General features: G+C 69.4%; 31 protein-coding genes and 1 tRNA gene. 9 read left to right on the forward strand and 23 right to left on the reverse strand.

Translation table 11 applies throughout. From position 1 onward, the window contains the following. Positions 1–14: 14 nt before the first annotated feature. The gene (locus ELI80_RS16140) at positions 15–191 is read right to left on the reverse strand and encodes a hypothetical protein (RefSeq protein ID WP_201740523.1); all 177 of its coding nucleotides are present in this window, start codon (positions 189–191) and stop codon (positions 15–17) included. A gap of 60 nt (positions 192–251) precedes the next feature. On the opposite strand from ELI80_RS16140, the gene ELI80_RS02360 reads away from it, so the two are divergent. Beyond that, positions 252–710 (forward strand): type II toxin-antitoxin system RatA family toxin, encoded by a 459-nt coding sequence (locus tag ELI80_RS02360; RefSeq protein ID WP_136649387.1) that lies wholly within the window; start codon positions 252–254, stop codon positions 708–710. Between the two features lie 52 nt (positions 711–762). On the opposite strand, the gene ELI80_RS02365 is transcribed toward ELI80_RS02360, so the two are convergent. Further along, the gene (locus ELI80_RS02365) at positions 763–1359 is read right to left on the reverse strand and encodes a sulfotransferase family protein (RefSeq protein ID WP_136649388.1); all 597 of its coding nucleotides are present in this window, start codon (positions 1357–1359) and stop codon (positions 763–765) included. A gap of 89 nt (positions 1360–1448) precedes the next feature. Between ELI80_RS02365 and ELI80_RS02370 the strand changes: the two genes are divergently transcribed. Beyond that, positions 1449–1805 carry a YigZ family protein gene (locus ELI80_RS02370; RefSeq protein WP_136649389.1) on the forward strand — a complete coding sequence of 119 codons (357 nt, stop codon included), beginning with the start codon at positions 1449–1451 and terminating at the stop codon, positions 1803–1805. Between the two features lie 10 nt (positions 1806–1815). Here the strand turns inward: ELI80_RS02370 and ELI80_RS02375 are convergent, their stop codons facing one another. The 3 genes from ELI80_RS02375 to ELI80_RS02385 are packed head-to-tail and all read right to left on the reverse strand — an operon-like array spanning position 1816 to position 4265. Next, entirely contained in the window at positions 1816–3129 is a 1314-nt protein-coding gene (locus ELI80_RS02375) for a sensor histidine kinase (protein ID WP_136649390.1), read from the reverse strand. Continuing rightward, positions 3129–3794 carry a response regulator transcription factor gene (locus tag ELI80_RS02380; RefSeq protein ID WP_136649391.1) on the reverse strand — a complete coding sequence of 222 codons (666 nt, stop codon included), beginning with the start codon at positions 3792–3794 and terminating at the stop codon, positions 3129–3131. Before ELI80_RS02380 ends, ELI80_RS02375 begins: the two co-directional genes overlap by 1 nt. Before the next feature lie 3 nt (positions 3795–3797). Further along, the gene (locus tag ELI80_RS02385; RefSeq protein WP_136649392.1) at positions 3798–4265 is read right to left on the reverse strand and encodes a PepSY domain-containing protein; all 468 of its coding nucleotides are present in this window, start codon (positions 4263–4265) and stop codon (positions 3798–3800) included. Positions 4266–4401: 136 nt separating this feature from the next. On the opposite strand from ELI80_RS02385, the gene ELI80_RS02390 reads away from it, so the two are divergent. Then, on the forward strand, positions 4402–5421 hold the full coding sequence (locus ELI80_RS02390; protein ID WP_136649393.1) for a hypothetical protein: 1020 nt from the start codon (positions 4402–4404) through the stop codon (positions 5419–5421). A gap of 86 nt (positions 5422–5507) precedes the next feature. On the opposite strand, the gene ELI80_RS02395 is transcribed toward ELI80_RS02390, so the two are convergent. The 12 genes from ELI80_RS02395 to ELI80_RS16295 form a co-directional block, all read right to left on the reverse strand. Beyond that, on the reverse strand, positions 5508–5924 hold the full coding sequence (locus ELI80_RS02395; protein WP_136649394.1) for a TIGR01244 family sulfur transferase: 417 nt from the start codon (positions 5922–5924) through the stop codon (positions 5508–5510). Between the two features lie 56 nt (positions 5925–5980). Continuing rightward, positions 5981–6643 (reverse strand): phosphoglycolate phosphatase, encoded by a 663-nt coding sequence (gph, locus tag ELI80_RS02400; RefSeq protein ID WP_236641286.1) that lies wholly within the window; start codon positions 6641–6643, stop codon positions 5981–5983. Between the two features lie 584 nt (positions 6644–7227). Continuing rightward, a complete protein-coding gene (locus tag ELI80_RS02410; RefSeq protein WP_136649396.1) occupies positions 7228–8457 on the reverse strand; it encodes a 3-hydroxybenzoate 6-monooxygenase in 1230 nt (409 codons plus the stop codon). A 67-nt stretch (positions 8458–8524) separates the two neighbouring features. Then, on the reverse strand, positions 8525–9787 hold the full coding sequence (locus ELI80_RS02415; protein WP_136649397.1) for a TRAP transporter large permease: 1263 nt from the start codon (positions 9785–9787) through the stop codon (positions 8525–8527). Then, positions 9784–10302, reverse strand: a complete 519-nt coding sequence (locus ELI80_RS02420) for a TRAP transporter small permease (protein ID WP_136649398.1) — start codon at positions 10300–10302, stop codon at positions 9784–9786. Before ELI80_RS02420 ends, ELI80_RS02415 begins: the two co-directional genes overlap by 4 nt. Next, positions 10299–11297, reverse strand: a complete 999-nt coding sequence (locus ELI80_RS02425) for a TRAP transporter substrate-binding protein (RefSeq protein WP_201740524.1) — start codon at positions 11295–11297, stop codon at positions 10299–10301. Before ELI80_RS02425 ends, ELI80_RS02420 begins: the two co-directional genes overlap by 4 nt. A gap of 28 nt (positions 11298–11325) precedes the next feature. Then, positions 11326–11964: a maleylacetoacetate isomerase gene (gene maiA / locus ELI80_RS02430; RefSeq protein ID WP_136649415.1), complete on the reverse strand. Its 639-nt coding sequence runs from the start codon at positions 11962–11964 to the stop codon at positions 11326–11328. Beyond that, positions 11964–12662, reverse strand: a complete 699-nt coding sequence (locus ELI80_RS02435; RefSeq protein WP_136649399.1) for a fumarylacetoacetate hydrolase family protein — start codon at positions 12660–12662, stop codon at positions 11964–11966. The genes maiA and ELI80_RS02435 overlap by 1 nt, the downstream gene beginning before the upstream one ends. 30 nt (positions 12663–12692) lie before the next feature. Then, positions 12693–13652, reverse strand: coding sequence for an MBL fold metallo-hydrolase (locus ELI80_RS02440; RefSeq protein ID WP_136649400.1), 960 nt, complete (start codon positions 13650–13652; stop codon positions 12693–12695). A gap of 23 nt (positions 13653–13675) precedes the next feature. Beyond that, positions 13676–14329 carry a maleylpyruvate isomerase N-terminal domain-containing protein gene (locus ELI80_RS02445; protein ID WP_201740525.1) on the reverse strand — a complete coding sequence of 218 codons (654 nt, stop codon included), beginning with the start codon at positions 14327–14329 and terminating at the stop codon, positions 13676–13678. After that, on the reverse strand, positions 14326–14802 hold the full coding sequence (locus tag ELI80_RS16290) for a cupin domain-containing protein (RefSeq protein WP_236641287.1): 477 nt from the start codon (positions 14800–14802) through the stop codon (positions 14326–14328). Before ELI80_RS16290 ends, ELI80_RS02445 begins: the two co-directional genes overlap by 4 nt. Continuing rightward, on the reverse strand, positions 14709–15404 hold the full coding sequence (locus ELI80_RS16295; protein WP_236641288.1) for a cupin domain-containing protein: 696 nt from the start codon (positions 15402–15404) through the stop codon (positions 14709–14711). The genes ELI80_RS16290 and ELI80_RS16295 overlap by 94 nt, the downstream gene beginning before the upstream one ends. Positions 15405–15637: 233 nt before the next feature. Here ELI80_RS16295 and ELI80_RS02455 point away from each other — a divergent pair, with 233 nt between their 5' ends. The 3 genes from ELI80_RS02455 to grxD all read left to right on the forward strand — a co-directional run bounded on the left by ELI80_RS02455 (position 15638) and on the right by grxD (position 17055). Next, entirely contained in the window at positions 15638–16111 is a 474-nt protein-coding gene (locus ELI80_RS02455; RefSeq protein ID WP_136649401.1) for a MarR family winged helix-turn-helix transcriptional regulator, read from the forward strand. Between the two features lie 313 nt (positions 16112–16424). After that, positions 16425–16667, forward strand: coding sequence for a BolA/IbaG family iron-sulfur metabolism protein (locus tag ELI80_RS02460; protein WP_136649402.1), 243 nt, complete (start codon positions 16425–16427; stop codon positions 16665–16667). 22 nt (positions 16668–16689) lie between these two features. Then, positions 16690–17055, forward strand: a complete 366-nt coding sequence (gene grxD / locus ELI80_RS02465) for a Grx4 family monothiol glutaredoxin (protein WP_136649403.1) — start codon at positions 16690–16692, stop codon at positions 17053–17055. A gap of 74 nt (positions 17056–17129) precedes the next feature. Here the strand turns inward: grxD and ELI80_RS02470 are convergent, their stop codons facing one another. The 4 genes from ELI80_RS02470 to lipA all read right to left on the reverse strand — a co-directional run bounded on the left by ELI80_RS02470 (position 17130) and on the right by lipA (position 19624). Next, positions 17130–17819, reverse strand: a complete 690-nt coding sequence (locus ELI80_RS02470; protein ID WP_201740526.1) for a phage holin family protein — start codon at positions 17817–17819, stop codon at positions 17130–17132. Positions 17820–17823: 4 nt separating this feature from the next. Then, positions 17824–18249, reverse strand: coding sequence for an ElaB/YgaM/YqjD family protein (locus ELI80_RS02475; RefSeq protein WP_136649404.1), 426 nt, complete (start codon positions 18247–18249; stop codon positions 17824–17826). Between the two features lie 182 nt (positions 18250–18431). Then, positions 18432–18515: transfer RNA gene (locus tag ELI80_RS02480), tRNA-Leu, on the reverse strand. A 101-nt stretch (positions 18516–18616) separates the two neighbouring features. Further along, entirely contained in the window at positions 18617–19624 is a 1008-nt protein-coding gene (gene lipA / locus ELI80_RS02485) for a lipoyl synthase (RefSeq protein WP_136649405.1), read from the reverse strand. Positions 19625–19786: 162 nt separating this feature from the next. On the opposite strand from lipA, the gene ELI80_RS02490 reads away from it, so the two are divergent. Next, positions 19787–20329 (forward strand): peroxiredoxin, encoded by a 543-nt coding sequence (locus tag ELI80_RS02490; RefSeq protein WP_136649406.1) that lies wholly within the window; start codon positions 19787–19789, stop codon positions 20327–20329. A 73-nt stretch (positions 20330–20402) separates the two neighbouring features. Here the strand turns inward: ELI80_RS02490 and ELI80_RS02495 are convergent, their stop codons facing one another. Continuing rightward, a complete protein-coding gene (locus ELI80_RS02495; RefSeq protein WP_136649407.1) occupies positions 20403–21671 on the reverse strand; it encodes a DUF6456 domain-containing protein in 1269 nt (422 codons plus the stop codon). On the opposite strand from ELI80_RS02495, the gene ELI80_RS16300 reads away from it, so the two are divergent. Further along, positions 21670–22245, forward strand: a complete 576-nt coding sequence (locus ELI80_RS16300) for a DUF6477 family protein (protein ID WP_236641289.1) — start codon at positions 21670–21672, stop codon at positions 22243–22245. The genes ELI80_RS02495 and ELI80_RS16300 overlap by 2 nt on opposite strands. A 13-nt stretch (positions 22246–22258) precedes the next feature. On the opposite strand, the gene ELI80_RS02505 is transcribed toward ELI80_RS16300, so the two are convergent. Continuing rightward, on the reverse strand, positions 22259–23863 hold the full coding sequence (locus tag ELI80_RS02505; RefSeq protein ID WP_136649409.1) for a helicase HerA-like domain-containing protein: 1605 nt from the start codon (positions 23861–23863) through the stop codon (positions 22259–22261). Between the two features lie 400 nt (positions 23864–24263). Between ELI80_RS02505 and ELI80_RS16145 the strand changes: the two genes are divergently transcribed. Then, the coding region (locus tag ELI80_RS16145) for a hypothetical protein (protein WP_201740527.1) at positions 24264–24451 on the forward strand (188 nt) is incomplete at its 3' end.

Consider the following 24451-nt stretch of genomic DNA (forward strand, 5'->3'; position numbering starts at 1 on the left):
GCGCGCCGCCGTTGTCAGCGCGGCGGGGCGCGGTGCTGCATGCGATCCTGCGTGGCCCACTCGGGCCACCAGCCCATGTGCTCGATGCTGGCGATGGCGATGCCGATGGCGACGATCGCGAGCACCAGCTTGACCCTGCCCGCCGAGGGGGGATTGCGGACCCAGCGGGCCGCGTGCAACAGCCAGATCATGTTGTGAAGCCTTTCGTCCTGCTGCTAAGACCGGCCCCGACCCAGCGCGGAAAGAAAGCCTTGCCCCACCACGCCGAAAGCCGGAACCTGCCATACACGGCGCAGCAGATGTACGATCTGGTCGCCGATGTCGAACGTTATCCCGAGTTCCTGCCGTGGAACAGCGCGGCAAGGATCCGGTCGCGCCAGCCGCTTGCCGGCGGCCCGGCAAGCGCCGAGGTGATCGAGGCGGACCTCGTCATCAGCTTCAAGGTCTTCCGCGAGCGTTTCGGCAGCCGGGTGACGCTGTATCCGGACGAGAAGCGGATCGAGACCGACTACCTCGACGGCCCGTTCAGGCACCTGCACAGCGGCTGGACCTTCACCGACCGGCCGGAAGGCGGCTGCAAGGTGGATTTCTTCGTGGATTTCGAGTTCCGCAACCCGATCCTCGGCCGCGTGATCGGCGTCGTCTTCAGCGAGGCCATGCACCGCATCGTCCGCGCGTTCCAGGACAGGGCGGCGAAGCTCTACGGCTGAGGCTTCCGGGCCCGTCGGCAGGCCTGTGACCCCGCCGCCTCATCCGGCCGCGTCAGCAGCGCGCCGATTCCCACAGCGCGATCTCATCCGCCAGCGCGGCGCGCAGCCGCCCTTCCAGCGCCGGGTCGAGCGAGGTGTCCGCGTCGGGCGACACGTTCATCCGCGCGGGCGCGATCTTGCGGCGAAGGCGCTCCGACAGGAACGCGAGGACCGCGTCCATCGCCTCGTAGCGAAACAGGTGATCGACGCCGGGCCGGTCCGGCAGCGGCTGGACGAACCACGACTGCCGCCCGATCCGCGCGTAAGGCGGCTGCTCGTCGGACAGGAACCCTTCGACGAAGGTCTGGAAGCTGACCTTGGCGGTGCTGTCGGGGCGGCCGATCACCTCGTCGCGGCTGTTGTAGCGATACCAGCTTTTCAGCCGATCCACCGGCTCGCGCAGGACGGCGACCGTCTCGAACCGCGGCGCGCCGGTCCGGTCCAGCACCGGCGCGACGAAGCGCTGGAACGCGCGCAGCTCGATGTGCTTGAGGCCGGGATGGCCGGTCAGCACGGCTGCCGCGTGGGGGCGCAGCGCGACTTCCAGCGCCGTGGTGCCGGTCTTGGGAACTGACAGCAGGACCAGTCGGGCGTCGAGAAAGGCCAGCATCGGGACCTGCTTTCCGGTGGGCAACATTCGGCGGCGCGGTATTGCCCCCGATCGCCCGCCGGCACAAGACGGGCGGGAAGGAGAGCGGAATGGCGCTGGCGACGTTCGACAGGATCATCTCGGACCGCGGATCGACCTATGCCGTGTCCGGCGGCGCGGTCGGCTCGCAGGCCGACATCGCCGCGGCGCTGGCCGAGCTGAAGAAGGCGAGGCGCTTTGCCAAGGCCACCCACAACAGCTGGGCCGCGCGGATCGGCGGCGAGGGGATCAAGGCCGACGACGGCGAGGCGGGCGCGGGCGCGATCATCCTGCGGATGCTGGAAAGCGAAGGGCTCGACGACCACCTGATCGTCGTGACGCGCTGGTATGGCGGCAAGCATCTCGGTGGCGACCGCTTCCGCCACGTCATTGCCGCGGTGCGCCACTACCTCGCGCAGCGGCGCTGAAGAGGCGGCGTCAGCCCGGCAGGGTCAGTTCCGCCAGCAGCCCGCCCGCCTTCGCGCGGTCCAGCCGCAACCGCCCGCCGTTCAGCGCCGCGAGATCGTGGACGATGGCCAGCCCCAGCCCGTGCCCGGCGGCCCCCGTCTCGTCCAGCCGCCCGACGCGGGACAGCGCCCGCGCATGGTCGATGTCGGCCATGCCCGGCCCGTCGTCGGCGATGGCGACGACCACCTCGCCGGCGCTCGCGCGCACGGTGATGTCGATCCGGGCCGCGGCCCACTTCACGGCGTTGTCGAGAAGGTTGCCGATCATTTCCTCGAGGTCGTGACGGTCGCCCGCGAAGGTGGCGGCGGACGCGCAATCGACCGTGACCAACAGCCCTCTGTCCGCGGCGGGATGGCGCAGTACCAGCAGGATGTCGTCGATCACGGCCGCGACGGGCGTGCGCGCGCCGCGCGGCAGGCCCGCCCCCGCGCTGCGCGCGCGGCGCAGGTGCCAGTCGATCTGACGGTCCATCCGCTTGACCAGCGGCAGCCCCGGATGCCCGGGTGGCAGCGTGTTCGCCATCGCGGCGAGCGGGGTCTTCAGCGCATGCGCGAGGTTCCCGAGGTGTTCGCGCGACCGCGCGAGCACCGTGGCGTTCCGGTCGACGAGCGCGTTCAGCTCGGCCACCACGGGGCGCAGCTCGGCGACGCGGGGCAGGGGCATGGCGGGCGTGCGCCCCTCGCGCACGGCCTTGATCCCGCGTCCCATCGTCGTGAGCGAGGCAAGACCCGCCGACACCTGCACCAGCGTCGCGGCCGCAAGCCCGAGCCCCAGCACCACCAGCGACAGTGCCAGCGGTTGCCGCACGGGGCCGAGCGCCGCGTCGATTTCGGCCTGCGGGGCGGTCACGGTGACGGTCAGCGCGTCGTCGACCCCCGGGACGGTGAAGCGGCGGGTCGTCACCCGCAGCGCCTCTCCCTCCGGTCCCGTGCCCGTCGCTCCGATGGCGGGGGCAGCGCCGGGGTTCAGTTGCATGTCGAAGAGCGACGGCGACTTTGCCACGGGCAGCCCGGCCCGGTCGACCTGCCAGAACCATCCCGACAGCGGCAGGCCATACCGCGGATCAGCGGGGCCGTTCGCCACGACGGCCCGGCCGGTGTCGTCCACCTGAACCTGTGCGATCAGCGTGTCCGCGATGGCTGCGGCGTCGGCATCGAAACGGCTGGTGACGAACCGCTCCAGCACGCCGCCGATCACCACCCACGCGCCCAGCAGCGCGACGGTCAGCCACACCGCCGCGAGCGCCAGAAGCCGCAGCCGGATGGAATCGGCGATGCGCGGCATCAGCGCGGCCCGGCGTTCAGGACATAGCCCTCGCCGCGCCGCGTCTCGATCAGCCCGTCCCCGATCTTGCGGCGCAGCCGGCCGATCACGACCTCGAGCGAGCGGAAATCGCGATCGGCGCCCGCGTCGTACAGGTGATCCGAGAGCTCGGTCCGGGTCACCACGCGGTTCTGGTGGTGCATGAGATAGGCGAGGATCCGCGATTCAAATGCGGTCAGCTTCAGCGGCACGCCGTCGCGCGTGGCGACCGACATCTGCGTGTCGAAGCGCAGCGGACCAGCGGTCAGCACCACCTGGGCGTGGCCGGCCGCGCGGCGCACCAGCGTCTGCGCGCGCAGCACGACCTCGTCCAGCCGGAACGGCTTTACGGCATAATCGTCCGCGCCGGCGCGAAAGCCCGCGACCTTGTCGGCCCAGTCGCCGCGCGCGGTCAGGATCAGGACGGGCAGGGCGATCCCCTGTCCGCGCCAGCGCGTCAGGACCTCGATCCCGTTCATGCCGGGCAGGCCGAGGTCGAGGATGGCGACGTCGTAGGCTTCCGTCGCGCCCAGGAACTCGCCCTCGGTGCCGTCGGCCGCCAGGTCGCAGACGAAGCCGGCCTCGCGCATCGACGCGGCAAGCTGGGACGACAGCGCGGGGTCATCCTCGACGATCAGGCAGCGCATCGTTCAGTCCTTTCCGGTGCCGCGCCGCGCGCGGACGAGGTCGTTGCCCGCCGCCTCGAGGAACGAGGCGTCGCGCGCGTCGATCCGGACGAGCAGCAGGTCCTGTTCCGGCGTGAGAAGCCGCAGAACATAGACGAGTTGCACCCCGCGCGCGGCCTCCTCCGGTCGCGGACGGGACAGGGCGGCGCCGATGACCCGGCCTCGATACCGGCCGGACGCTACCCTGACGGCCTCGCGCAGCGATACGACCGGGAAGGTGGGACCGGCGTCGTCGGGCGCGATCATCGGTTGCGCGATCCGCGGGGAAGGGGGCGAGGGCGGGGGCGGGCGGTGGTGGTGGTGGTGCGCGACATGGCCTGCGGGATGCAGGCGGGGCTGCGATGGCCGGTCCCAGCCGCCCACCGCCGCGCCAAGCAGCACCAGCGCCGCGGCGGCGCCGATCAGGATCAACAGGAAAAGGCGCGGCGGCATGGTCGTGTCTTTCGCGCGATGATGCCAAACGGAAACCGAACGAGCCATTGGCTTTTCGTTCGCGTAGCGCCGGGTAAGTCCCGTTGCATGGCCGGTCGCAAACAACGCAGCCGGCGGATGCAGAAGGATGAACTTTATGCGACTGAGACCCGCGAACTCCACCGCCGTGCTGACCGCGCTGGCGCTGCTTGCCACTCCGATGGGCGTGGCGGCCCAGACACAGACGGCGCCAACCGTGACGCCGCCCGCGCCTGCGGCCCCGGCGGCCCCCGCACCCGGTCCCGGTCAACAGGCAGGGCAGGCAGCCGGCCAGCCTGCGCCCGCGCAAGGCGCCGCCGCCGCCCCGGAACGCGCCGGGGTGCAGGTGCCTCCGGCGGTGGCCGAGCTCGGCATGACCGACGCCGAGGTGTCGGAAGGGCGGCGCGGCGACCGGGTGCGCGGCATCCTGCCGGGCGGCGTCGAGGCCGAGGCGATGATCGGCCGCGACGGCGCCCTGCGCGGCGTCCGCAGCACCGACGACGACGTGGGCCTGCCCGCCGACGTCGTTGCGCGCCTGGTTCCGCAGGCGGTGCGGGACGCGGCCATCTATCGCGAGATCGCGACCGTGACCGGCGTGATGATCTCGCCGAAAGGCGTGATGGTGGGCGGCAAGGATGCGGACGGCGAGGCGGTACGGGCCGGGTTCAGCAACGACGGCACGCTGCAACGCTTCGGCCGCGGCGAGATGGAGCGCCCGGAGCCCCGCGGCCCGCACGGCGAGGGTTATCGCGAGAAGCACCGCAAGCACGGGGAGCCGGACGGCGGGAAGCATGGCAGACCGGACGGCGACGGCGACCGGGGCGAAGGGCGGCGGCATGGCGCGGGACCGGACGCCGAAGCCGGCGACCCGCAGGATCAGCGGGCGGGGCCGGATCGGGATGCGTCCCCTGATCGGGGCGGGGACCGTCCACGCGGCCCCGCGGGCAACGGCGACGTGCGGCCCGCGCTGGACGAGGCTGCGGCCCGCGCCGCGCTCGACCGCGCGGGCTACACCCAGCCCGGCACGATCCTGCGGGCCGGTCCGCGCACCCTGGCGGAAGCAGTCAACCCGGCCGGCGAGCCGGTCACGGTCGAGCTGAACCCGCGTGGCGAGGTCGTGCGCGAAACGGCCCGCTGAGCGGCCGTTGACTGGGAGAAGGGCTTGAGACCAAGGGCCCTTTTCCTTGCGACATGACCGTAACTCCTGGTTCTTGTCCCTTGATTTCAGACCTTTCTGTCCAGCATCGGAGCAATGCCGGACAGGTCGTAGCCGGCATCGGCGGCGATCCGCAGGATCTCGCCTGCGGGACGCTCGCCGGCCTGGGTCAGCGCCCACAGCACCGCCGAGCGATTGCCGCTGCGGCAATAGGCGAAGGCCGGTCCCGCGCCGCCGGTCGCCGCCGCGAAGTCGCGGACCATGTCAGGCGTAACCTGGCCGGGATTGAACGGGATGTGGTGGTAGGCCATGCCCGCACGCCGCGCCGCCTCGGCCATCGCGGTCGAGTCCTCGTCCGGGCCGACCTCGGCGTCGGGCCGGTTGTTGATCAGCGTGCGGAACCCGGCGCGCGCAAGCTCCTCGACCTCGGACGGCTGGATCTGGGGCGAGACGGAGAGGTCCGGGGTGAGTTGGCGCAGGTCCATGCGTGGGCTCCGGTGTGTCAGGGTCGGGGACAAGATCGTGTGTCGGCGGCCGGGGTTCAAGCGATCAACTTGTCCATCGTCTCGGCAACCAGCGCCGGCAGCGTCGAGAAGTCGTCGAACTGCGCGTGATGCGGCAGCGACGCGACCGGCCCGTGCCGGTAGCCGCCCATGAACAGGATGAGCGGCACGCCGGCATTGCGGGCGCAGTTGGCGTCGAATTCGCTGTCGCCGACGAAGATGCCGCGCGGGCGCGAGGGATCTGCGCCGAGCCGCGCGAAGGCCTCGACCAGCGGCGCCGGGTCAGGCTTCTTCACCGCGAGGCTGTCGCCGCTGACGACCGCGCCGAACATCGGCGCGAGGCCGAAATGATCGAGCACCGCCATCGTCGCCGCATGGGGCTTGTTGGTGCAGATCCCGAGCGGATGACCGCTGCGGGCCAGCGCCTCCAGCGCCTCGGGGACGCCGTCGAACAGCCGCGTCAGCTGCGTGGCGTGATGGTAGCGCGACATGAACGCCGCGATCAGCCGCGACCGCTCGGCCGGGTCGATCCCGAGATCCGACGCGATCAGCGCCCACAGCATGTCGACGCCGCCGCCGATGAAGCTGCGCACGCGGTCGAGCGTCAGGGTGCGCTCGCCAGCATCGCGCAGCGTGGCATTGACGCTGGCGTGAATGTCCGGCGCGCTGTCGACCAACGTCCCGTCGAGATCGAATATCACAGGACAACGTGTCTGGACTGTCATAAAATCTTCGATGCTCGTCTTTACGGCTGCGCGTTGCGCGTCATCCTAGCCGATGCCAAGTGCAACGTGAAACCGGAGTTCGCGACGACGGCAGGATATGTATATTACATAATACAAATTATCCAAAGCGCGTGTTGGCCGATCTATGATGCGCTGCCTCGTGGCACAGGGCGCGGGCTACGGGCCACAATGCGGCACGAGCTGGCTCCCGATCAGGATCCGCTGCGGGTACCGCCGATGTCGTCGTCCGTTGCAAGCGGCTCGGGTACTGAAAAGCCGATCAACGCTGTTTCGCCCGACGTTCAGTCCCGCCAACGTCACCGCGATGATCGAGTGCGCCGGCCGCTTCTTCGTCGTGCTGAAGAACGCCGAGAAGCGCACGGCGCCGATCATGGCGCAGATCGCAATCGTGCCGACGCCCCTGCCCTGTCAGGCCCGATATTCGGATGAGCTCCGACCCAGGATGGTTGAGTGCGCCGGACCCCCGTCGCCCCTTAGCGCCGCGGTGATCCTCGTCAGTACCGTAGATCGTGCGCCGTTCGGGACCAAGGCCGCCCGGATCAAACCGCCGGTCGGGCCGGTTTTCCCCGTGTCTCGAACGATACCGCGCCCTCGAGCCCGGTCGAGCCGTAGAGCCATGCCACCTCGTCGAACCATTCCTCGGGACCGCGGGCGCGCATCACGGCGTTGCGCAGTTCGGCATGGGCTACGGCGGGGTGGTAGACGTGCTGGCCGATCTCGCGCGACTGCAACTGCACGCGGGCGGTGCGCAGGCGGCGCAGGTCCTGGTAGGCGCCAAGCGCGGCCTCGATGTCCTCGCCGTGGCGCTCGAACGTCGCGGACAGCGCCACGGCATCCTCCATCGCCATGCAGGCGCCCTGCGCGAAATACTGCATCATCGGATGCGCCGCGTCCCCCAGCAGCGCCACCCGCCCGTCCACCCAGTTCATCACCGGGTCGCGGTCGCACAGCACCCAGCGCTTCCAGTCGCGGCCGCGGTCGATGATCTGGCGCGCGATCGGGGCGACATGCTCGAAGCCCTTGCGGACCTCGTCGCTGGACACCGGCACACCCGCCTCGGGGCTGGGGGCGTCGTTGTGATAGGTCACCACCAGGTTGAACATCTTCCAGTCCTTCAAGGGGTAATGGACGATGTGGCATTTCGGCCCGGCCCAGAGGGTCGCGGCGTTCCAGCGCAGTTCCTCGGGCATGTCCTCCGTGGGGATCACCGAGCGATAGGTGGTGTGGCCGGACACGCGCGGGGCGCCGTCGCCCACGACCCGCTGGCGGACGTTGGACCACAGCCCGTCGGCGCCGATCAGCGCGCGCCCCCGGACCTCCTCGCCGTCCTTCAGGATCGCGGTGACGGTCTCGCCGTCCTGACGGTAGTCGGTGACCTCGGCCGAGGTCCGCAATCCGACCAGCGGATGATCGCTGCAGGCCCTGAGGAACACGGCATGCAGGTCACCGCGGTGGATCACCGCGTAGGGGTTGCCGAAGCGGGCGCGGAAGGCGTCGTCCAGCGGGATGTGGGTGATCTCGTCGCCGGAGATCGCGTCCATCAGGCGCAGCTGGTCGACATAGACCGCCATGTCGCGCGCCGTGTCGCCCACGCCCAGATAGTCGAAGGCGTGAAAGGCATTCGGGCCAAGCTGGATGCCGGCGCCGATCTCGCCCAGTTGCGGCGCCCGTTCCAGGACCAGCGAGCCGATGCCCTTCCCGGCAAGGCCGATGGCGGTGGCAAGGCCGCCGATGCCGCCGCCGGCGATCAGAACGGGAAGTCGGGACATGACAGATCTCCTTCATCGGGTCGACGGTGCGGCCCGGACGCGGGTTCAGGGGTTCAGGGCGCGGCCGTCAGAACGGCCGCACCATCCACGGCAGGAAGACGACCAGCAGGATCACGGCGATGGTCGCCAGGACATAGGGCAGCACGATCCGCGACAGCCGCATGATCGGGATGCCGGACAGCGCCGCGGCGATGTAAAGTCCGGTGCCCACGGGCGGCGTCAGCAGGCCCAGGACCAGGGTCAGCGACATCATCACCCCGAACTGGATCGGGTCGATGCCATAGTTGTTCACGGCCACCGGCAGCAGGATCGGGGTGAGGATGATGAGCGCGGCGATGCCGTCGAGGAACATGCCCACGACCATCAGCGCCGCGACGATCAGCAGCATGAACATCGTCGGGTCCTGCGTCAGCGAGGCGATGAAGGCCGCGACACCCTGCGGGACCTGGTTGAAGGTCAGCACCCAGCCGAACACCTTCGCGGCCATGATGAGGAACAGCACGATCGCCGTGTTCGTCACCGTGCGGTCGATGATGACCGGGATGCTCTTCAGCGGCAGTTCGCGGAACACCACCGCGCCGAACAGCAGCGCGACGAAGATGGCGACGGCGGCGCTTTCGGTGGGGGTGAACACCCCCGCGCTGATGCCGCCGACGATCACCAGCGGGATGACCATGGTGGCCAGACCCGGGATCGTCGCCGCAATCCGCGAGCCGGTGGGCAGCGGCGCGCCGGGATGGCCGCTCTGCAGGTTGCGGCCCGCCTGCCACAGTGCGATCACGAGGATCAGCAGGAACAGCGCGATGCCCGGCATGATGCCGGCCATGAACATCTCGGCGATCGAGACCTGCGCGATCACGCCGTAGATGATGAACACCATCGAGGGCGGGATGATCGGGCCCAGCAGGCCGGCGCTCGCGGTCAAGCCGGTGGCGTAGCCGCGGTCGTATCCGTCCTTTTCCATCTCCGGGACGACCACGCGGGTCATGACCGCCATCTGCGCCGTGGCCGAGCCCATGATCGCCGCCAGCGCCAGGTTCGACAGCAGGTTCACGATGACGAGGTTGTGGGGCACGCGCGTCAGCCAGACCCGGACGGCGATGATGATGCGGCGGGTCAGGCCGCTTTCGTTCATGATCTCGCCCAGCAGCACGAACAGCGGGATCGCCAGCAGGTCGAAGTTCTCGACCGACCCGAACAGGATCTGCGGGATCGAGTTCAGGATCGCCGGGTTGCCCGACATCAGCACGAAGACCAGCGTCGCGCCCAGCAGGACGAAGGCGATCGGCATGCCCGCCAGCATCAGGCCGGCGAAGGAAAGGCCCGTCATATCTCCAGCCCCTTCGATTGCGCGATCTCGATCCCGCGGCCGGTGGTCAGCGATTCCCACAGGTCGGCCAGCACGTGGACCAGCGCGGTCACGCAGAAGACCGGCACGATCCAGAAGAACGGCGCCTTGGCCCAGCCGGTGGTGATGATCTGCTCGAAGTCCACGGCGGGCGAGTTCACCCACTTGGCCGAGAACCACAGAAGCACCGCGAGCATCGCCGCAACCAGCGCCAGCACCACCTTGTCCACCGCCTGTCGCAGCGGCGCGGGCAGCCGGTCCGTCAGCAGCGTGACGCCGATCTGCGCGCGGTCGTGGATCGAGATCGAGATCGACACGAAGGCGAGCCAGACCAGCAGGATTGCCGCGAGTTCCTCGGCAAAGACCAGTGGCCGGCCGAGGACATAGCGCATCGCCACGTTGGACACGATCAGCGCCACGAAGCCGGCGACCAGCAGCCGGCTGGCCCAGCGTTCGACGCGGGCCAGACCGTGCGACAGGGCGGAAAGCGGGTTCATTCCGCCTGCGCCTCCTGCTGGAAGCGCATGATCAGGTCGTTGCCCGCGAACGATGCCTGCACGGCCTCGTTGGCGGCGGCGAAGGCTTCCTTGCCGTTGTCCATCGTGACCATCTCGACCTGCCCCTCGAGCGCGGCGAGGTTGGCCTTTTCCGCCTCGATCTGGCGGTCCGAGCCCCAGGCGAGCGCCTCTTGCGCGACCTCGTTGAAGGCGGTGCGCTCCTCCTCGGAGAGGCTGTCCCACGTCGTCCGGCTGACAACCAGCACGGCCGGGAAAGGCATGTGGTTGGTGATCGTCAGGCCCTTGGCGACCTCGTTGAACTTGGACCCGACCAGCGCGTCGAGATCGATGTCGATGCCGTCCAGAAGCCCCGTCTGCAGGCCCTGGTAGACTTCGGTCAGCTGCACCGGGGTCGGCACTGCGCCGACGGCCTCCCACCAGGTCTTCATGGCCGGGAAGGGCACGATGCGGACCTTCTTCTGCGCCAGGTCGGCGGGCGAGGTCGCGGGCGCGTCCTTCATCAGGATGTGGCGCTGGCCCGCGAAGGTGTAGCCCAGGCCGACGAGCCCCGCCTGTTCCAGCTCCTTCAGCATTTCCTGCGCGGCGGGGGTGTCGGCGGCGTCGATCGCGTCGGAGACATCGGCGAACAGGTAGGGCGTGAACCAGCCCTGCAGCGACGGCGCGCGCAGGCTGGTGATGGCGGCCGTCATCAGCCCGGCATCCAGCAGCCCGCCCGACATCTGCTGGAACATCTCGGGCTCGACCCCAAGCTGCCCGGCCGGAAAGACCGCCAGCGTCAGCGAGCCGCCGGTCGCCTCGGGCAGTTTCTCGGCCATGCGGTTGGCGACCTGCGTCCAGACATGGGCGGGCGGCGTGATCAGGCCCATGCGCAGCTCGCGCGCCTGAGCGGCGTCGGCCAGGCCGCCCGTTGCCAGCGCGGTGGTGGCCAATGCCGCGGCGATCATCGCCCGGCGGGTCATGGTGGTGAAGGTCATCGTTTCTCCTCCCTGAGAAATCATGATGTCAGACGGCGTCCGGCTGGCGGGCCGGGTGCGCCTCGGCAAAGGCGGGCAGTGCCTCGCAGGCGGCGCGGATGGCGTTGAGCCGCGGATAGGGGTCCAGCGGCAGGCCGAAGCGGTCGGCCGAGAACATCTGCGGGATCAGGCAGATGTCGGCCAGCGACGGCGTGTCGCCGAAGGCGAAGGCGCCGCCATGGTCCTGTGCGGCGGCAATCGCCTCGCAGGCCTCCAGCCCCGGCGCGATCCACGTGCGGCACCACTCGTCCCGCGCCTCCTGGTCGGCGCCGAAGGTCGTTTCCAGGTAGTTCAGCACCCGCAGGTTCTGCAGCGGATGGATGTCGCAGGCGATGACCTGCGCGAAGGCGCGCACCTGCGCCCGCGTCATCGGATCGGCAGGCAGCAGCTTCGGGCCGGGCTGGGTTTCGTCCAGCCACTCGATGATGGCCAGCGACTGCGCCAGCACGCCCTCGCCCGTATCCAGCGCCGGCACCAGCCCCTGCGGGTTCAGCGCGAGGTAGCCGGGCGAACGCTGCTCGTTCCGGCGCAGGCTCACATGGGCCGTGTCCGGCTGGATGCCCTTGAGATTGAACGCGATCCGGCAGCGATAGGCCGAGGACGAGCGGAAGAAGCCGTGAAAGCGCATCACTCGGGCTGTCCCACCGTCAGCTCGACCGGGTCCAGCCCGTCGATCTCGCCGCGCACCACGGCGCCCGGGCCGACCGCGCCGACGCCCGCAGGCGTGCCGGTATAGATCAGGTCGCCCGGCGCGAGGTGGTAGTATTTCGACAGGTCGGCGACCAGCTCCGCGACCGTCCAGATCAGGTCCGACAGGTGCGCATCCTGCCGGACCTCCCCGTCCACGGTCAGGCTGATGCGCTGGTCGCCCACAGCGCCGAAATCGGCCGCCTTGGTGATCGGCGCGATCACGGCCGAGCCCTCGACGTCCTTGCCCAGATCCCAAGGCCGCTGCTTGGCGCGGGCGGCCAGCTGCAGGTCGCGCCGCGTCATGTCGAAGCCCGCCGCATAGCCATAGACGTGGTCCATCGCCGCGTCCGCCGACACCCGGAAGGCCGGGCTGCCGATGGCGACCACCAGCTCCATCTCGTAGTGGAAGTTCTCGGTCCCGGGCGGATAGGGGAAGGTCTGGCCGCCCGGCAGGATCGTCAGCGCCGACTTGGTGAAGTAGAATGGCGCTTCTCGATCCACCTCCACGCCCATCTCGGCGGCATGGGCGGCATAGTTGCGCCCCACGCAGAACACGCGATGCACGGGATAGGCGGCATCCTCGCCCTTGACGGGAACGGTGGGCCAGGCGGGCGAGGGAAACAGCGTCCGGGTCATCATGGGGTCCTTTGCGGTTGGTTCGTGCGATCAGTCGCGGATGTAGCTCGCAACACCGTCGCGGCCGATGTCGAAGGTCATCAGGTCCTCGCCGATCATCAGCGGCCCGCCATAGGTCTGCCGCGTCTCGGCGACGATGTCCGACAGGCTGGGCGCGGGGTGCGCCTTGTCGGACAGCATCACCAGATGGGTGAAGACCGCCAGCTTCGGCTGCGCCTCGGCAAAGACCTCACCCGCCTGGCGGGGCGTGGCATGATGCGCCAGCACGCGGCGGGCGTGGTCCTGCTGCGACAGGTCGGGATGCGCGGTGCCCAGCTCGTGGATCAGCAGGTCGGCGCCCCTCGCCTGCTCGGTCACGCGCGGATCGAAGGTGGTGTCGCCCGACAGCACGACCTTGCGGCCGTCATATTCGGCCACCATGCCGTAGTTGGGCTTGATATGCTCGCCGTGGTCGGTCTCGAAGGCGGTGATCTTCAGCCCGCCCTGGTCGAAGATGACGCCGCCCTGGTCGAACTCGGTGGTCGCGATCTCGATCCCCTCGGGCGGGTTCTTCTCGTCCACCAGCCGGATCTGGACGTCGGCATCATAGGCCGTCTTCAGCCCGTCGGTGAGCGCCTGCGTGCCGGTCGGGCCGATGACGCGGAAGGGTGCCTTGCGACCGCCATAAGGGGTGGCGATCCAGCCGGTCAGCCAGATGTCGGGCAGGCCGGCGGTATGGTCAGAATGGAAATGCGTCAGGATCGTGGCGTCCAGCCTGCCGATCGGCACGCCGAGCTGCCACAGCCGCACCGGCACGTTGCGCCCGGCATCGATCAGCACCTTCTGGTCGCCCGCCTCGATCAGCGTCGAGGGACCGGAGCGGTCAGGGCGCGGGGCCGGACTGGCGGTGCCGAGCAGCGTCACCATGAAGTCCCCGGCCTGGGCAGCGGGGGCAAGGCCCGCTGCGGACAGGGCAAGTGCCGCGAGCGCGGCGCGGAATCTGGCTTTCATTCTGGTCCTCCCCATTGATCCGATCAGTGCTGCATTCCGGCGTCGTCCCGGAACTCAGGCGGCAGGTCGCCCGGCCGGGCGCCGTTGCCGAGGTCGAGCGCGCCGCGCCAGACAGCGCGGGCCCGCAGGGCCGCGGTCCGGCGTGCCGTTCCTGCGCCTTCCAGGCCGGGCACCGTCACGTCCCATTCGGCGTCGGTCAGGTCGCGCCATACGACGTTCAGATGCACCGCCGCATGGGCCACGAGGTTGCGCAGCGCCTGCGCGGGCAGCGTCTCGGCCAGGTCGAGCGCCTCGGGGCCGGTCGCGGCGTGTTCGTGGGTCGGCCGGGCGGTCGCGATCTCGAGCGCCTGGGCGATGGCCCTGCCCTGCAACGCCACGTCGGCGATGACGCGGCGGCGGCTCCAGCCCGGTCGGGCGGAGGGCTGCGACAGGGCGGCGTCGGGCAGTTCGTTCAGCTTGCGCGCGAGATAGGCCGTGCCCAGCCGGGCGAGCGCCAGATCGGCGGCCGGCGCGGCGTCCGCGTCATAGCGGGCGCCCTGCCCCTGGCGTTCGCGCAGTGCGGCACGGGCCGCGCCAAGGACGTCCGCCGGGATGCCGGACGGGTGACGTTCCTCGCCGGAACTGCCCGCTGCCGGACCGCCTGCCGCTGGCGTGTCGGCGGCTGAAGGAACCGTCAACGGGTCTGGTCCTCGATCAGGGTGCGATGGAACTCCAGCCGCTCCACGATCGGGGCGTCCGAGAAGCGGAACAGGTCGAACATCGTCTCGGCCTGCAGCGACCACGCAACCCAGCTGGGGATGACGAAGATGTCGCCCTTGTCCAGCTTGTGGGTCTGGCCGTTCATCACCACGGCCCCGCGCCCTTCGAACACCTGGAACACGGTCGAGCCGACCTCGCGCCGCGTCCGGGTCTGGGTGCCGGGGCGCAGGCGGTGGAACTCGGCCCGGATCGTGGGCATGACGTCGCCGCCCGTGGTCGGGTTGACATAGCGCACCGCGGCATGGCCCTGCTCGACGGTGGCGGGCTGGCCTTCCTCCTCCAGCAGCAACTGCTCGGTCAGGGCGCGGTCGGTGTGTTCCCAGCGATAGGCGCCGATGGGCGACGCGACGGTGTTGCGCAGTCCCGACAGCGGGCGCAGGCCGGATGGCACCACAGCCGCTCGCCCCGCGAATACTGCGGCGTGGCGTAGTCGGTCACGCGGTCGCTGCCGAACTCGAAGAAGCCCACGTCGTTCTGGAAGCTGAAGGGAATGTCCAGCCCGTCGATCCACGCCATCGGGTGGTCGGAGTCGTTGTGGTGCCCGTGGAAGCACCAGCCGGGCGTCAGCAGGAAGTCGCCCCGGCTCATCCGCACGGGGTCGCCGTTCACCACGGTCCACACCCCCTCGCCCTCGACCACGAAGCGGAAGGCGTTCTGGCTGTGGCGATGTTCCGGCGCGGTCTCGCGCGGACCGAGGTACTGGATCGCGCACCACAGCGTCGGCGTGATATAGGTTTCCCCGCCGAGGCCGGGATTGGCGAGGCCGATGGCGCGACGCTCGCCGCCCCGCCCGACGGGAACCAGGTCGCCCGACCGCTGCGCCAGCGGATAGAGGTCGGCCCATCGCCAGACATGCGGCACCGCCCGCGGCCTGGGATGCGAGGGCATCAGGTCGCCGATCTGGGTCCAGAGCGGGTTGAGGTTGTTTGCCTGAAAGCCGCGATAAAGCTCGCGCAGTTCCGGCGTATCCTCCGGCTGCATGGCGCTGTCCATGAAAACCCCTCCCTCCGAAGCTCCATGGAAACGAAGTATGCTTATCAATATCGGCCTGTCAACGAGGACCAGCGACACCATCCCACATTCTGCTTGCCCCGGAGGTCGGGGCGGCGGTGCTTCGGCCATGCGCAGGGCTGCCGTCCCCTTGCCCAGGCCGGAAGACACGCATAACTCGGGTAAACCCTGCCTTGGCTGGTCTCCGCCACCCGCCGGCATCAGCGACAGGTCCGATGGCTTCTCTGCACGATCTTCCCGGGCACCTCATCCGCCGGTTGCACCAGATCTCGGTGTCGACCTTCACGGCCGAGACGGCGGCCGAGGGATTCGACCTCACGCAGGTGCAGTATGCGGCGCTGTTCACGCTGCGCGACCATCCGGGGATAGATCAGGCGACGCTGGCGGGGCTGATCGCCTATGACCGGGTCACGATCGGTGGCGTGATCTCGCGGCTCGAGACGCGGGGCTACCTCGAACGCACGGTGTCCGAAACCGACCGCCGCGCCCGCACCCTGCGGCTGACCCCAAGCGGCGATGCCATCCTGAACGCGATCGAAGCGGCGGTCCTGCGCGCGCAAAGGTCGATGCTGCAGGGGCTGACCGAATCGGAGCGGGCCACCCTGCTCGTGCTGCTGCGCAAGGCGACCGACGCGGGCAACGAGCTGAGCCGCGCACCCCTTCGCCTGGTGGAGCCGGCGCAGGGCTGACCGCGTTCGATTCGTCCCGCACCTGCGCGCTTGCCCGGGCATCGCAAGGCCGCTTCGCTGCCGCTCTCCGGTCACGCTGATCTGTCATCCCCCGGCATCCATCTGGTCCGCAGAGGGCCGGTCCCGATTTCCGCCGACCTCGGCCGACGCCGTGTCCAACGTGAGACCAAGACGGCACGGCTCCAACGATCACATGGGACATCTTCCGATGCTCACATCCTTGCTGTCGCCCCCGTCAGCGCGTCCCGCATCCTCTTGTCGGCCCGTTCCAGCCTGCTTACATCGTCCGCAGCCGATGACGAAGGATCACCCCATGCCGATCGAGGCCAAGGATATCGAGGACCTGATCCGCGCCGCCTTTCCCGCGGCGAAGATCGCCATCACCGACCTCGCCGGAGACGGCAACCACTACGCGGCCGAGGTCATCGACGAAAGTTTCCGCGGCCAGAACCGCGTCCAGCAACAGCGCGCGGTCTACGCCGCGCTCAAGGGACGGATGGATGGACCCGCCGGCGCGCTGCACGCGCTGGCGCTGACCACCAAGGCGCCCGACTGACCCATCCCCGAAAGGACCGACCATGAGCGACCAGGCGACCACGCAGATCAAGGAAATCATCGACGGCAACGAAGTCGTGCTGTTCATGAAGGGCACCAAGGAAGTGCCGCAGTGCGGGTTTTCAAGCCGGGTCGCCAGCGTCCTCAACTACATGGGCGTCGCCTTCCAGGACGTGAACGTCCTGTCCGACGCGGACATCCGGCAGGGGATCAAGGATTTCTCCGATTGGCCGACCATCCCGCAGCTTTACGTCAAGGGCGAGTTCGTCGGCGGGTCGGACATCGTAACCGAGATGACGCTGTCGGGCGAGCTCGACCAGCTGTTCGACAAGGCGGGCGTCACCTACGACAAGGAAGCCGCCGAGCGCATCCGACAGGCCAACGGCTGAACGCCCGGCCGGCCTGAATGTGAAAAGGGCCGCATCGCGCGGCCCTTTTCCTTTTGGTGCCGGATGATGCCCGGTCAATAGTCGTCGTCTTCGTCGTAGTCGTACCGATCGTCGTAATACCGATCGCCGTGGTCGTAATCGTCGTCACGGTGCCGCATGGACTGGATCCGCGACGCGAGCGCGACGCCAGCCGCGAATGCGGCCATCAGCGGGGGAATCGTGACGGCGTTGCTCGACTTGACGGTCTCGAGCGTCTCCTGCGCGCTGCTGAAGAACTGCGGCGTCAGCCCCACCTTCGACGCAGCCGTGCCGACCGCATTTCGGGTGAAGCCGTGCACCTTGGCCTCTGCCGCATCGGCGAAGTCGTGCGCCTTGACCGTGGCGGTGTCGACCAGCGTGTTGACCTTGTGCTCGACCGTGTCGACCACCTCGTTCGCCGTGGCCCGCGCTTTCTCAAGCGCGGCATCGGCTGCAAGGCTCACGCGGGTCTCCACCTCGGCGCGCAGTTCGTCGGTGGACGGGACAGGGTGCTTCACCTGCCCGCCCTTGCTCATGACGATCAGTCCGATCACGACGAACAGCACCCCGATCGCCAGCGACGCCCACAGCGGACCCCAACCAAGGGTACGCGCCAGGAACGTCCAGAGCGCGGCGAGCAGGAAGCCCGCCCCGAGCGCGATCACCGCGCCGCCGGCCGCCTTCATGGCGGTGCGGCGGGCAGTGTCCGTCAGGGCAAGCTGCATGTTCCTCGCGTAATCGAACATCGGATCAACGACGCGCGAGGATCAGGCCGACGAGGAAGCCCACGCCCGCGGCGATGCCGAGAGCCTGCGCGGGCTTGCGGCGCACCATGTCCGAAACTTCGTCGTAGTAGTCCTCGGCGTAGTGCGCGACCTCGCCCACCTTCTTCTCGCCGGCGCGGTACAGGCGATCCGCTTCCGAACGGGCGCGGTCGGCATATTCGGCGCCACGCTCGCGCGCGGTTTCAAGGTACTCCTGCCCTTTCGCCTTGGCCTGGTCGACGGCGTCCGACGCGGTCTTCTTCAGGCTGTCGGCGTTCAGGCCCTGGTTTTCCGCCGCGTCGCGGGCGCCGCTGGACAGCTTGTCCATGCCTTCGCGAACGTCGTTCTGCACGTTGTTCGCCGTGTCCTTCAGGTCGTTCTTGGCGTCCGTGGCGGTGTAGTTGTTGGCCATGGCGATGTTCCTTTCGGTCGCGATGTTGCAAAGATGCAGACCAACCCCGCCCTCTGCCGATTGTTCCCGCGCATCGGAAAGATCGTCGTGTTTTCATGCAGGTCCGTGGCCGGACGGAATGCCGCGCATCGGCCGGTCAAGGCCCGCCCTGCCCTTTCCGGGACGGACGGATGGTCGCGCGCTGGTACCCGAGGTCGGACTCGAACCGACATGCCTTGCGGCGGCGGATTTTGAATCCGCTGCGTCTACCATTCCGCCACTCGGGCGCCGATCTGCTTCAGGCGCGGCCCAGCGATACCGTCTGCCGCCCGACCGTGCAAGCGCCAGGCGCCGGTCCGGTGAGCGCCAACCGCCAGTCAGACGAACGTCACGCCCCGGCCAGCCGGGCCAGCCGTGCGGCCCGCAGGCGCGCGAAGTCGTCGCCCGCGTGGTAGGACGACCGGGTGAGCGGGGTTGCCGACACCATCAGGAAGCCCTTGCCGAAGGCCGACTTCTCGTAGCCCGCGAACTCCTGCGGGGTGACGAAGCGGTCCACGCGGTGGTGCTTGGGCGATGGCTGCAGGTACTGGCCGATGGTGATGAAGTCGATGTCGGCCGCGCGCATGTCGTCCATGACCTGCAGCACGCCCTGGCGATCCTCGCCAAGGCCCACCATGATCCCCGACTTGGTGAACATCGAGGGATCCAGCTCCTTCACCCGCTGCAGCAGCCGCAGCGAATGGAAATAGCGCGCGCCGGGCCGGACGGTCGGGTACAGGCCCGGCACGGTTTCCAGGTTGTGGTTGAACACGTCGGGCCGCGCCGCGACCACCTTTTCAAGACTGCCGGGAACGGACTTCAGGAAGTCGGGCGTCAGCACCTCGATCGTCGCGTCGGGGGCGCGGTGGCGGATGGCGCGGATCGTCTGCGCAAAATGGTCGGCGCCGCCGTCGTCCAGGTCGTCGCGGTCCACGCTGGTGATGACGACATGCTTCAATCCGAGCGTCTGGACGGCGTGCGCCACCCTGCCCGGCTCGAACACGTCGAGCGCGTCGGGCCGGCCCGTCGCCACGTTGCAGAACGAACAGCCCCGCGTGCAGATCTCGCCCATGATCATCATGGTGGCGTGGCCCTGGCTCCAGCATTCGCCGACGTTGGGGCAGCCGGCTTCCTCGCAGACCGTGGACAGGCGGTTCTTGCGCAGGATGTCGCGAGTGTCCTTGTAGCCCTGGCTCACCGGCGCCTTGACGCGGATCCAGTCGGGCTTCTTGGGCTGCGACTGGTCGGGCCGGTGCGCCTTTTCGGGATGCCGGCGCAGGACCGGCGCGGCCGCTGCGGCGGGCTGGTCGGCAGCGGTTTCGGCGGCGGCTTCGGGGCTCACGGGGCGGTCGGTCATCGACTACTGTCCTTCCGGGACATTCCGGCATCTAAGCCCTGACGTAATGGTTTTCCGGGGGTTGATCAACGCCGGGCGCCCCGGCATGACATGCGCGATGCCGCACTGCGGCAATTCGGCTGCGGCAATCCGGCCGCGGCGCCAACCGGAAAGGACCAGATCATGAAAGTCGGCGACAAGCTTCCCGAGGTGAAGTTCCAGACCCGCGTCCGCGACGAGGCCGTGGGCGGCCCCAATCCCTACCGCTGGGAGCAACTGACCACGAGCGACTACTTCAAGGGCAAGCGCGTGGTGCTGTTCTCGCTGCCGGGCGCGTTCACGCCCACCTGCTCGACCTACCAGCTGCCGGGATTCGAGAAATCGGCCGCGGAGATGGCCGATCTCGGCGTCGACGACATCTACTGCCTGTCGGTCAACGACAGCTTCGTGATGAACCAGTGGGCGAAGTCGCAGCAGCTGGAAAACGTGAAGGTGATTCCGGACGGCTCGGGCGCGTTCACGGACGCGGTCGGCATGATGGTCCGCAAGGACAACCTGGGCTTCGGGCCGCGGTCGTGGCGCTACGCCGCAATCATCGACGACGGCGTGGTCGAGGCGGTGTTCGAGGAACCGGGCCGCTGCGACGACCACCCCGAGGATCCTTACGGCGAAAGCTCGCCGGAGAACGTGCTGTCCTACCTGCGCGACAGCGCCAAGGCGGCCTGATCCGCAAGGGACGATGTTTCGGGAGGGCGCCGTTTCGGGCGCCCTTTTCCCATCATGCAGGCTGCGTCCACCGTCAGCCGATCAGCGGCGAGCCGCTGCCGTAGCGTTCCTGGTAGTGCCGTTCCAGCCGCATCAGCGCGAGGCGCAGGACGATCTTGCCCGACCGCGCCGACCAGCCGAGCCGGCGTTCGGTCATTTCGATCCCCTCGAGGAAGCAGCAGACCCGCAGCACCAGGTCGCCCATGCCGGGGCCCAAGTCGCGCAGCGCCGCCGCCACCCGGTCGCGCGCGCCCTCGGAGCCGCCGCCGTGGCGGCCGCCGGCATGGGGTGAGCTGTCGATCCCCGCGGTCATGAAGCGGTCCCAGTTCTGCGTGACCCGCGCGCCCATCTGCGCCAGCTCGAAATCCTCCCGCAGCCGCTCGCCCGCCCCGACCAGGCCCGCATCAAGGAAGGGCTTCCCGTCGGCCCCGCGCCGGCGCGCGAGGACGAGAAGCGGGCTTTCGGCCAGGTTGACGCGGGCGCGGCGCCGCTCGCCGGTTTCGGGGTCCTCGATCTCGCGGTCGGCCCAGACGCGATGCTGCTCGGCGTGGTCGAACGGGGCCGGGCCTTCTGCGAAGCCGTGTTCGGGCACGGCCCCCTGCCCCGCGGTTTCCGGCTGCACCGGCTGCGCGTCAGTGAAGTCGTCGAAGCCCGGCAGCGTCCGCCCGCGCGCCGCCACAAGGTTCTTCAGCGCCGCCCGTCCGGCGGGCGTGATGACGTGGCGCGTGATCCGGCCGCTCTGCGACAGCGCGACCCAGCCCATCAGCGCCATCCGTTCGGCCAGCGCGCGGTCCAGCACCGCAAGGCGGATATCGTCGCGCATGACGATCGCCTTTTCCATTCCCGCCGCGACCGCCATGACCGCGCGCGGCTCGGCCAACCGGCGCAGGATCCGGCGCGCCTGGTCAAGCTCGTTGCGCGTCCAGTCGGACCCGCGCCCCGCCTGCGTGTCCAGACCTTGAGGGGTGGCGCGGCTGCGGTCCACCGCCCCGTCCAGCAGAGGATCGTCGCGGCGCTGCTCGAACCGCCGGATGCGGCGCAGGATGGTCGAGGCGTGGCAGCCCGTGTCGCGCGCGATCGCCCGGATCGATTCGCCGCCCTCGACGTGGCGCAGGTACAGGCGCGCGTCGTCGGGCATGGCAGCCGGCAGGGCCGCCGGTCGCGGTGCGGGCATGGCAGTGCCCGCGGGAGTGAGGTTGGTCAGGTGGCCGGCCGTCCCGGCGGCGTCGACCCCGATCCTGCCGAGCTCCGGCAGGGTCGCGATCGCCGCGCAGACGCTGAAGTCGGCCGTCAGGATTGTCATGGTTGTCTTCCCTCGCACGCTGGATGCCGCTGCGCCCCAGATCGCAGGCGGCACTTGGGTAGTGACCTCGACCTGTCGAAAAAGACAGGCCGCGGCCCAGATGCGTGGTTATTTGCTAACAAACCCTAAAGTTTTGTTGCCCCGCCGTGCGGCGCATCAGGCCTGCGCGCAACGCGCACCGCCCGCAGCGACACTGCCCGCACACAACCCGGAGCATGCCGCCATGACCAGCGACAACATCGTCCCGTTTCCCCTGACGTACGCCGCGCCCAAGGCGCCCGAGCCGCTGCGACGCCCGGCGCTTCTGATCCGCGCCGCGCGGCTGGGGCAATCCGGCTGGAACCGGAACCGCGATCTGCCGAAACTGCTGAAATGCGAAACGGTTCCCGAGGTCGGCGCACCCTTGGGCCAGTTGCGGACGATCGAGGCGGCGTTGAACGACGCGCGGCTGGCTGGCGCGGCGGAATACGACCTGAAACGCCACATCCTTCTGCTGATCGCCGTGCTGGCCGAGACGCGCGCCGCGGCACGGGCCGCCGCGCCCGCAACCCCGCGCATCGGCATGCTGGGATGACCGGCCATCGAGGCTAGCGGCCGCGCGACAGCGATCCCAGGATCCCGCGCACCAGCGCTTGGCCCGCCTTGGTGCCAAGCTGGCGCGCGAGGCTCTTGCCGAAGGTGGTCGCGATCGAATCGCTCTGCGATCGCCTGCCGGAACCCGTCGCCCGGCCGCGTGCCGGGCCCGCGCCGTCGCCGGGGCTGTAGCGGCGCCCGTGGGAATGGGTCTCTCCGGGCGGGTCCATGCGGAACAGGTCGTCGTCGCCTTTGCCGGTCCTTCCCGGCGCGACGCCAGCCTGCGCTTTCTCGCCCGCTTCGTTCGCGCGGGCGGCCAAAACTTCCCTGGCCGATTCGCGGTCCAGCCGGCGGCCGTATTTTGCGCCCAACGCCGAGGCCGCCATGATCCGCACCCGCTCCGCGTCCGCGATCACGCCCATCTGCGACAAAGGCGGGCGGATCAGCGTCCGCTGCACGATGCCGGGCACGCCCTTGGGTTGCAGGAACGAGGTCACCGCCTCGCCCGTGCCGACGCTCTGGATCGCCTCGGCGGTGTCGAACCCGGGGTTCGGGCGATAGTTTTCGGCCGCCATCCGCAACGCCTTCTGGTCCTTGGCGGTGAATGCCCGCAGCGCGTGCTGCACGCGGTTGCCGATCTGTCCCAGCACCGCCTCGGGCACGTCGGCCGGATTCTGCGAGACGAACCAGACGCTGACCCCCTTGGACCGGATCAGCCGCGCGACCTGCTCGACCTTGTCCACCAGCGCGTCGGGGGCGTCGTCGAACAGCAGGTGCGCCTCGTCGAAGAAGAACGCGATCTTCGGCTTTTCGGGGTCGCCCACCTCGGGCAGCTGCTCGAACAGTTCCGACAGCAGCCACAGCAGGAACGTGGAATAGAGCCGCGGCGACTGCATCAGCCGGTCGGCGGCGAGGATGTTGACCACCCCCTTGCCCGACGCATCCACCCGCATCAGGTCCGAAAGCTCCAGCGCCGGCTCGCCGAACAGCTGGTCGCCGCCCTGCGTTTCCAGCACCAGGAGCGCGCGCTGGATCGCCCCGATCGACGCGGCCGAGACGTTGCCGTAGCGCAACCGAAGCTCGGACGCGTTCTCGCCCACCCAGACCAGCATCGCCTGCAGGTCGGACAGGTCCAGCAGGGCCAGCCCCTGTTCGTCGGCGACGTGGAAGGCGATGTTCATCACCCCTTCCTGCGCCGGGGTGAGGTCCAGCAGCCGCGACAGCAGCAGCGGCCCCATCTCGGCGGGCGTGCTGCGGACGGGGTGGCCCTTCTCGCCGAACACGTCCCAGAAGGTGACGGGAAACGGCTGGTAGTCCAGATCCACGCCGATCGTCGCCGCGCGGTCCGCAAAGGGCTGGGCCAGCTTAGGATCGGTGCCCCCCGCCAGCGCCATGCCCGCGAGATCGCCCTTCACGTCGGACAGGAACACCGGCACGCCTGCGAGCGACAGCGATTCGGCCAGCGTCTGCAACGTCACCGTCTTGCCGGTCCCGGTCGCGCCGGCGATCAGCCCGTGCCTGTTGGCGTATCTCAGCAGCATCTTCTCAGGCGTCGCATGCCCGTCGCCGCAGCCGCCGACATGGATCGTTCCGGCTTCCAGATCGACGATTTGGGACATGGCTCTGCCTCGCGTGGCTTTTGGTGATGCGCTGCCCGACCATACAGGCGTGCCGGCGCCGATCCAGTCCGATCGGTGGCGGGGCCACCGCCGCAAGCGGCACACGTCCGCGGCCGCAAGCGGCACAGGGTCGCCCGCATGTCGGAATTGACGTGATGGAAGCCCGGCCCTATCCTTCGCCGCAATGATGACCGGCCAGTCCGGCAGGGATGGAACATGGAAAGGATCGCGGTCTCCGCGGTCCTTTTTAGTTCGGCCATACGTCACGCGCAGCCGCACCGCCCGATCAAGCCCGTATACCCGACGCAAAGGTGAAGCGCGCCGGCAGGGCCGTGCCTGACAAGGCGAAGGCCGCGTGCTAGGCAGCGTGCCGAGGCCTCAGCAGTCAAAAGGATACGACATGGCTTATCGGATGTCCGTCGCGCTCGCCGCGGCACTTCTTGCGGGAATCCCGGCCGGCTCGGCGCTGGCGCAGACCGCGACCGATCCGGCGCCCGCGCCCGCCGCGACCCCAGCGCCTGCGGCGACCCCGGCGCCCGCCACCACCCCCGCACCCGACGCGCCCGCCCCCGACGCCGCCGCGCCCGC

The organism is Paracoccus aeridis (genome assembly GCF_004923205.2).
Classification (GTDB): domain Bacteria; phylum Pseudomonadota; class Alphaproteobacteria; order Rhodobacterales; family Rhodobacteraceae; genus Paracoccus; species Paracoccus aeridis.

Excerpts from the sequence above, each read along its gene's own strand:
- ELI80_RS16140 (WP_201740523.1), bottom strand. The coding sequence starts at position 191 with ATGATCTGGCTGTTGCACGCGGCCCGCTGGGTCCGCAATCCCCCCTCG.
- ELI80_RS02365 (WP_136649388.1), bottom strand. The coding sequence starts at position 1,359 with ATGCTGGCCTTTCTCGACGCCCGACTGGTCCTGCTGTCAGTTCCCAAG.
- ELI80_RS02370 (WP_136649389.1), top strand. The coding sequence starts at position 1,449 with ATGGCGCTGGCGACGTTCGACAGGATCATCTCGGACCGCGGATCGACC.
- ELI80_RS02375 (WP_136649390.1), bottom strand. The coding sequence starts at position 3,129 with ATGCCGCGCATCGCCGATTCCATCCGGCTGCGGCTTCTGGCGCTCGCG.
- ELI80_RS02380 (WP_136649391.1), bottom strand. The coding sequence starts at position 3,794 with ATGCGCTGCCTGATCGTCGAGGATGACCCCGCGCTGTCGTCCCAGCTT.
- ELI80_RS02385 (WP_136649392.1), bottom strand. The coding sequence starts at position 4,265 with ATGCCGCCGCGCCTTTTCCTGTTGATCCTGATCGGCGCCGCCGCGGCG.
- ELI80_RS02390 (WP_136649393.1), top strand. The coding sequence starts at position 4,402 with ATGCGACTGAGACCCGCGAACTCCACCGCCGTGCTGACCGCGCTGGCG.
- ELI80_RS02395 (WP_136649394.1), bottom strand. The coding sequence starts at position 5,924 with ATGGACCTGCGCCAACTCACCCCGGACCTCTCCGTCTCGCCCCAGATC.
- ELI80_RS02410 (WP_136649396.1), bottom strand. The coding sequence starts at position 8,457 with ATGTCCCGACTTCCCGTTCTGATCGCCGGCGGCGGCATCGGCGGCCTT.
- ELI80_RS02415 (WP_136649397.1), bottom strand. The coding sequence starts at position 9,787 with ATGACGGGCCTTTCCTTCGCCGGCCTGATGCTGGCGGGCATGCCGATC.
- ELI80_RS02420 (WP_136649398.1), bottom strand. The coding sequence starts at position 10,302 with ATGAACCCGCTTTCCGCCCTGTCGCACGGTCTGGCCCGCGTCGAACGC.
- ELI80_RS02425 (WP_201740524.1), bottom strand. The coding sequence starts at position 11,297 with ATGACCTTCACCACCATGACCCGCCGGGCGATGATCGCCGCGGCATTG.
- maiA (WP_136649415.1), bottom strand. The coding sequence starts at position 11,964 with ATGCGCTTTCACGGCTTCTTCCGCTCGTCCTCGGCCTATCGCTGCCGG.
- ELI80_RS02435 (WP_136649399.1), bottom strand. The coding sequence starts at position 12,662 with ATGACCCGGACGCTGTTTCCCTCGCCCGCCTGGCCCACCGTTCCCGTC.
- ELI80_RS02440 (WP_136649400.1), bottom strand. The coding sequence starts at position 13,652 with ATGAAAGCCAGATTCCGCGCCGCGCTCGCGGCACTTGCCCTGTCCGCA.
- ELI80_RS16295 (WP_236641288.1), bottom strand. The coding sequence starts at position 15,404 with ATGGACAGCGCCATGCAGCCGGAGGATACGCCGGAACTGCGCGAGCTT.
- ELI80_RS02455 (WP_136649401.1), top strand. The coding sequence starts at position 15,638 with ATGGCTTCTCTGCACGATCTTCCCGGGCACCTCATCCGCCGGTTGCAC.
- ELI80_RS02460 (WP_136649402.1), top strand. The coding sequence starts at position 16,425 with ATGCCGATCGAGGCCAAGGATATCGAGGACCTGATCCGCGCCGCCTTT.
- grxD (WP_136649403.1), top strand. The coding sequence starts at position 16,690 with ATGAGCGACCAGGCGACCACGCAGATCAAGGAAATCATCGACGGCAAC.
- ELI80_RS02470 (WP_201740526.1), bottom strand. The coding sequence starts at position 17,819 with ATGTTCGATTACGCGAGGAACATGCAGCTTGCCCTGACGGACACTGCC.
- ELI80_RS02475 (WP_136649404.1), bottom strand. The coding sequence starts at position 18,249 with ATGGCCAACAACTACACCGCCACGGACGCCAAGAACGACCTGAAGGAC.
- lipA (WP_136649405.1), bottom strand. The coding sequence starts at position 19,624 with ATGACCGACCGCCCCGTGAGCCCCGAAGCCGCCGCCGAAACCGCTGCC.
- ELI80_RS02490 (WP_136649406.1), top strand. The coding sequence starts at position 19,787 with ATGAAAGTCGGCGACAAGCTTCCCGAGGTGAAGTTCCAGACCCGCGTC.
- ELI80_RS16300 (WP_236641289.1), top strand. The coding sequence starts at position 21,670 with ATGGTTGTCTTCCCTCGCACGCTGGATGCCGCTGCGCCCCAGATCGCA.
- ELI80_RS02495 (WP_136649407.1), bottom strand. The coding sequence starts at position 21,671 with ATGACAATCCTGACGGCCGACTTCAGCGTCTGCGCGGCGATCGCGACC.
- ELI80_RS02505 (WP_136649409.1), bottom strand. The coding sequence starts at position 23,863 with ATGTCCCAAATCGTCGATCTGGAAGCCGGAACGATCCATGTCGGCGGC.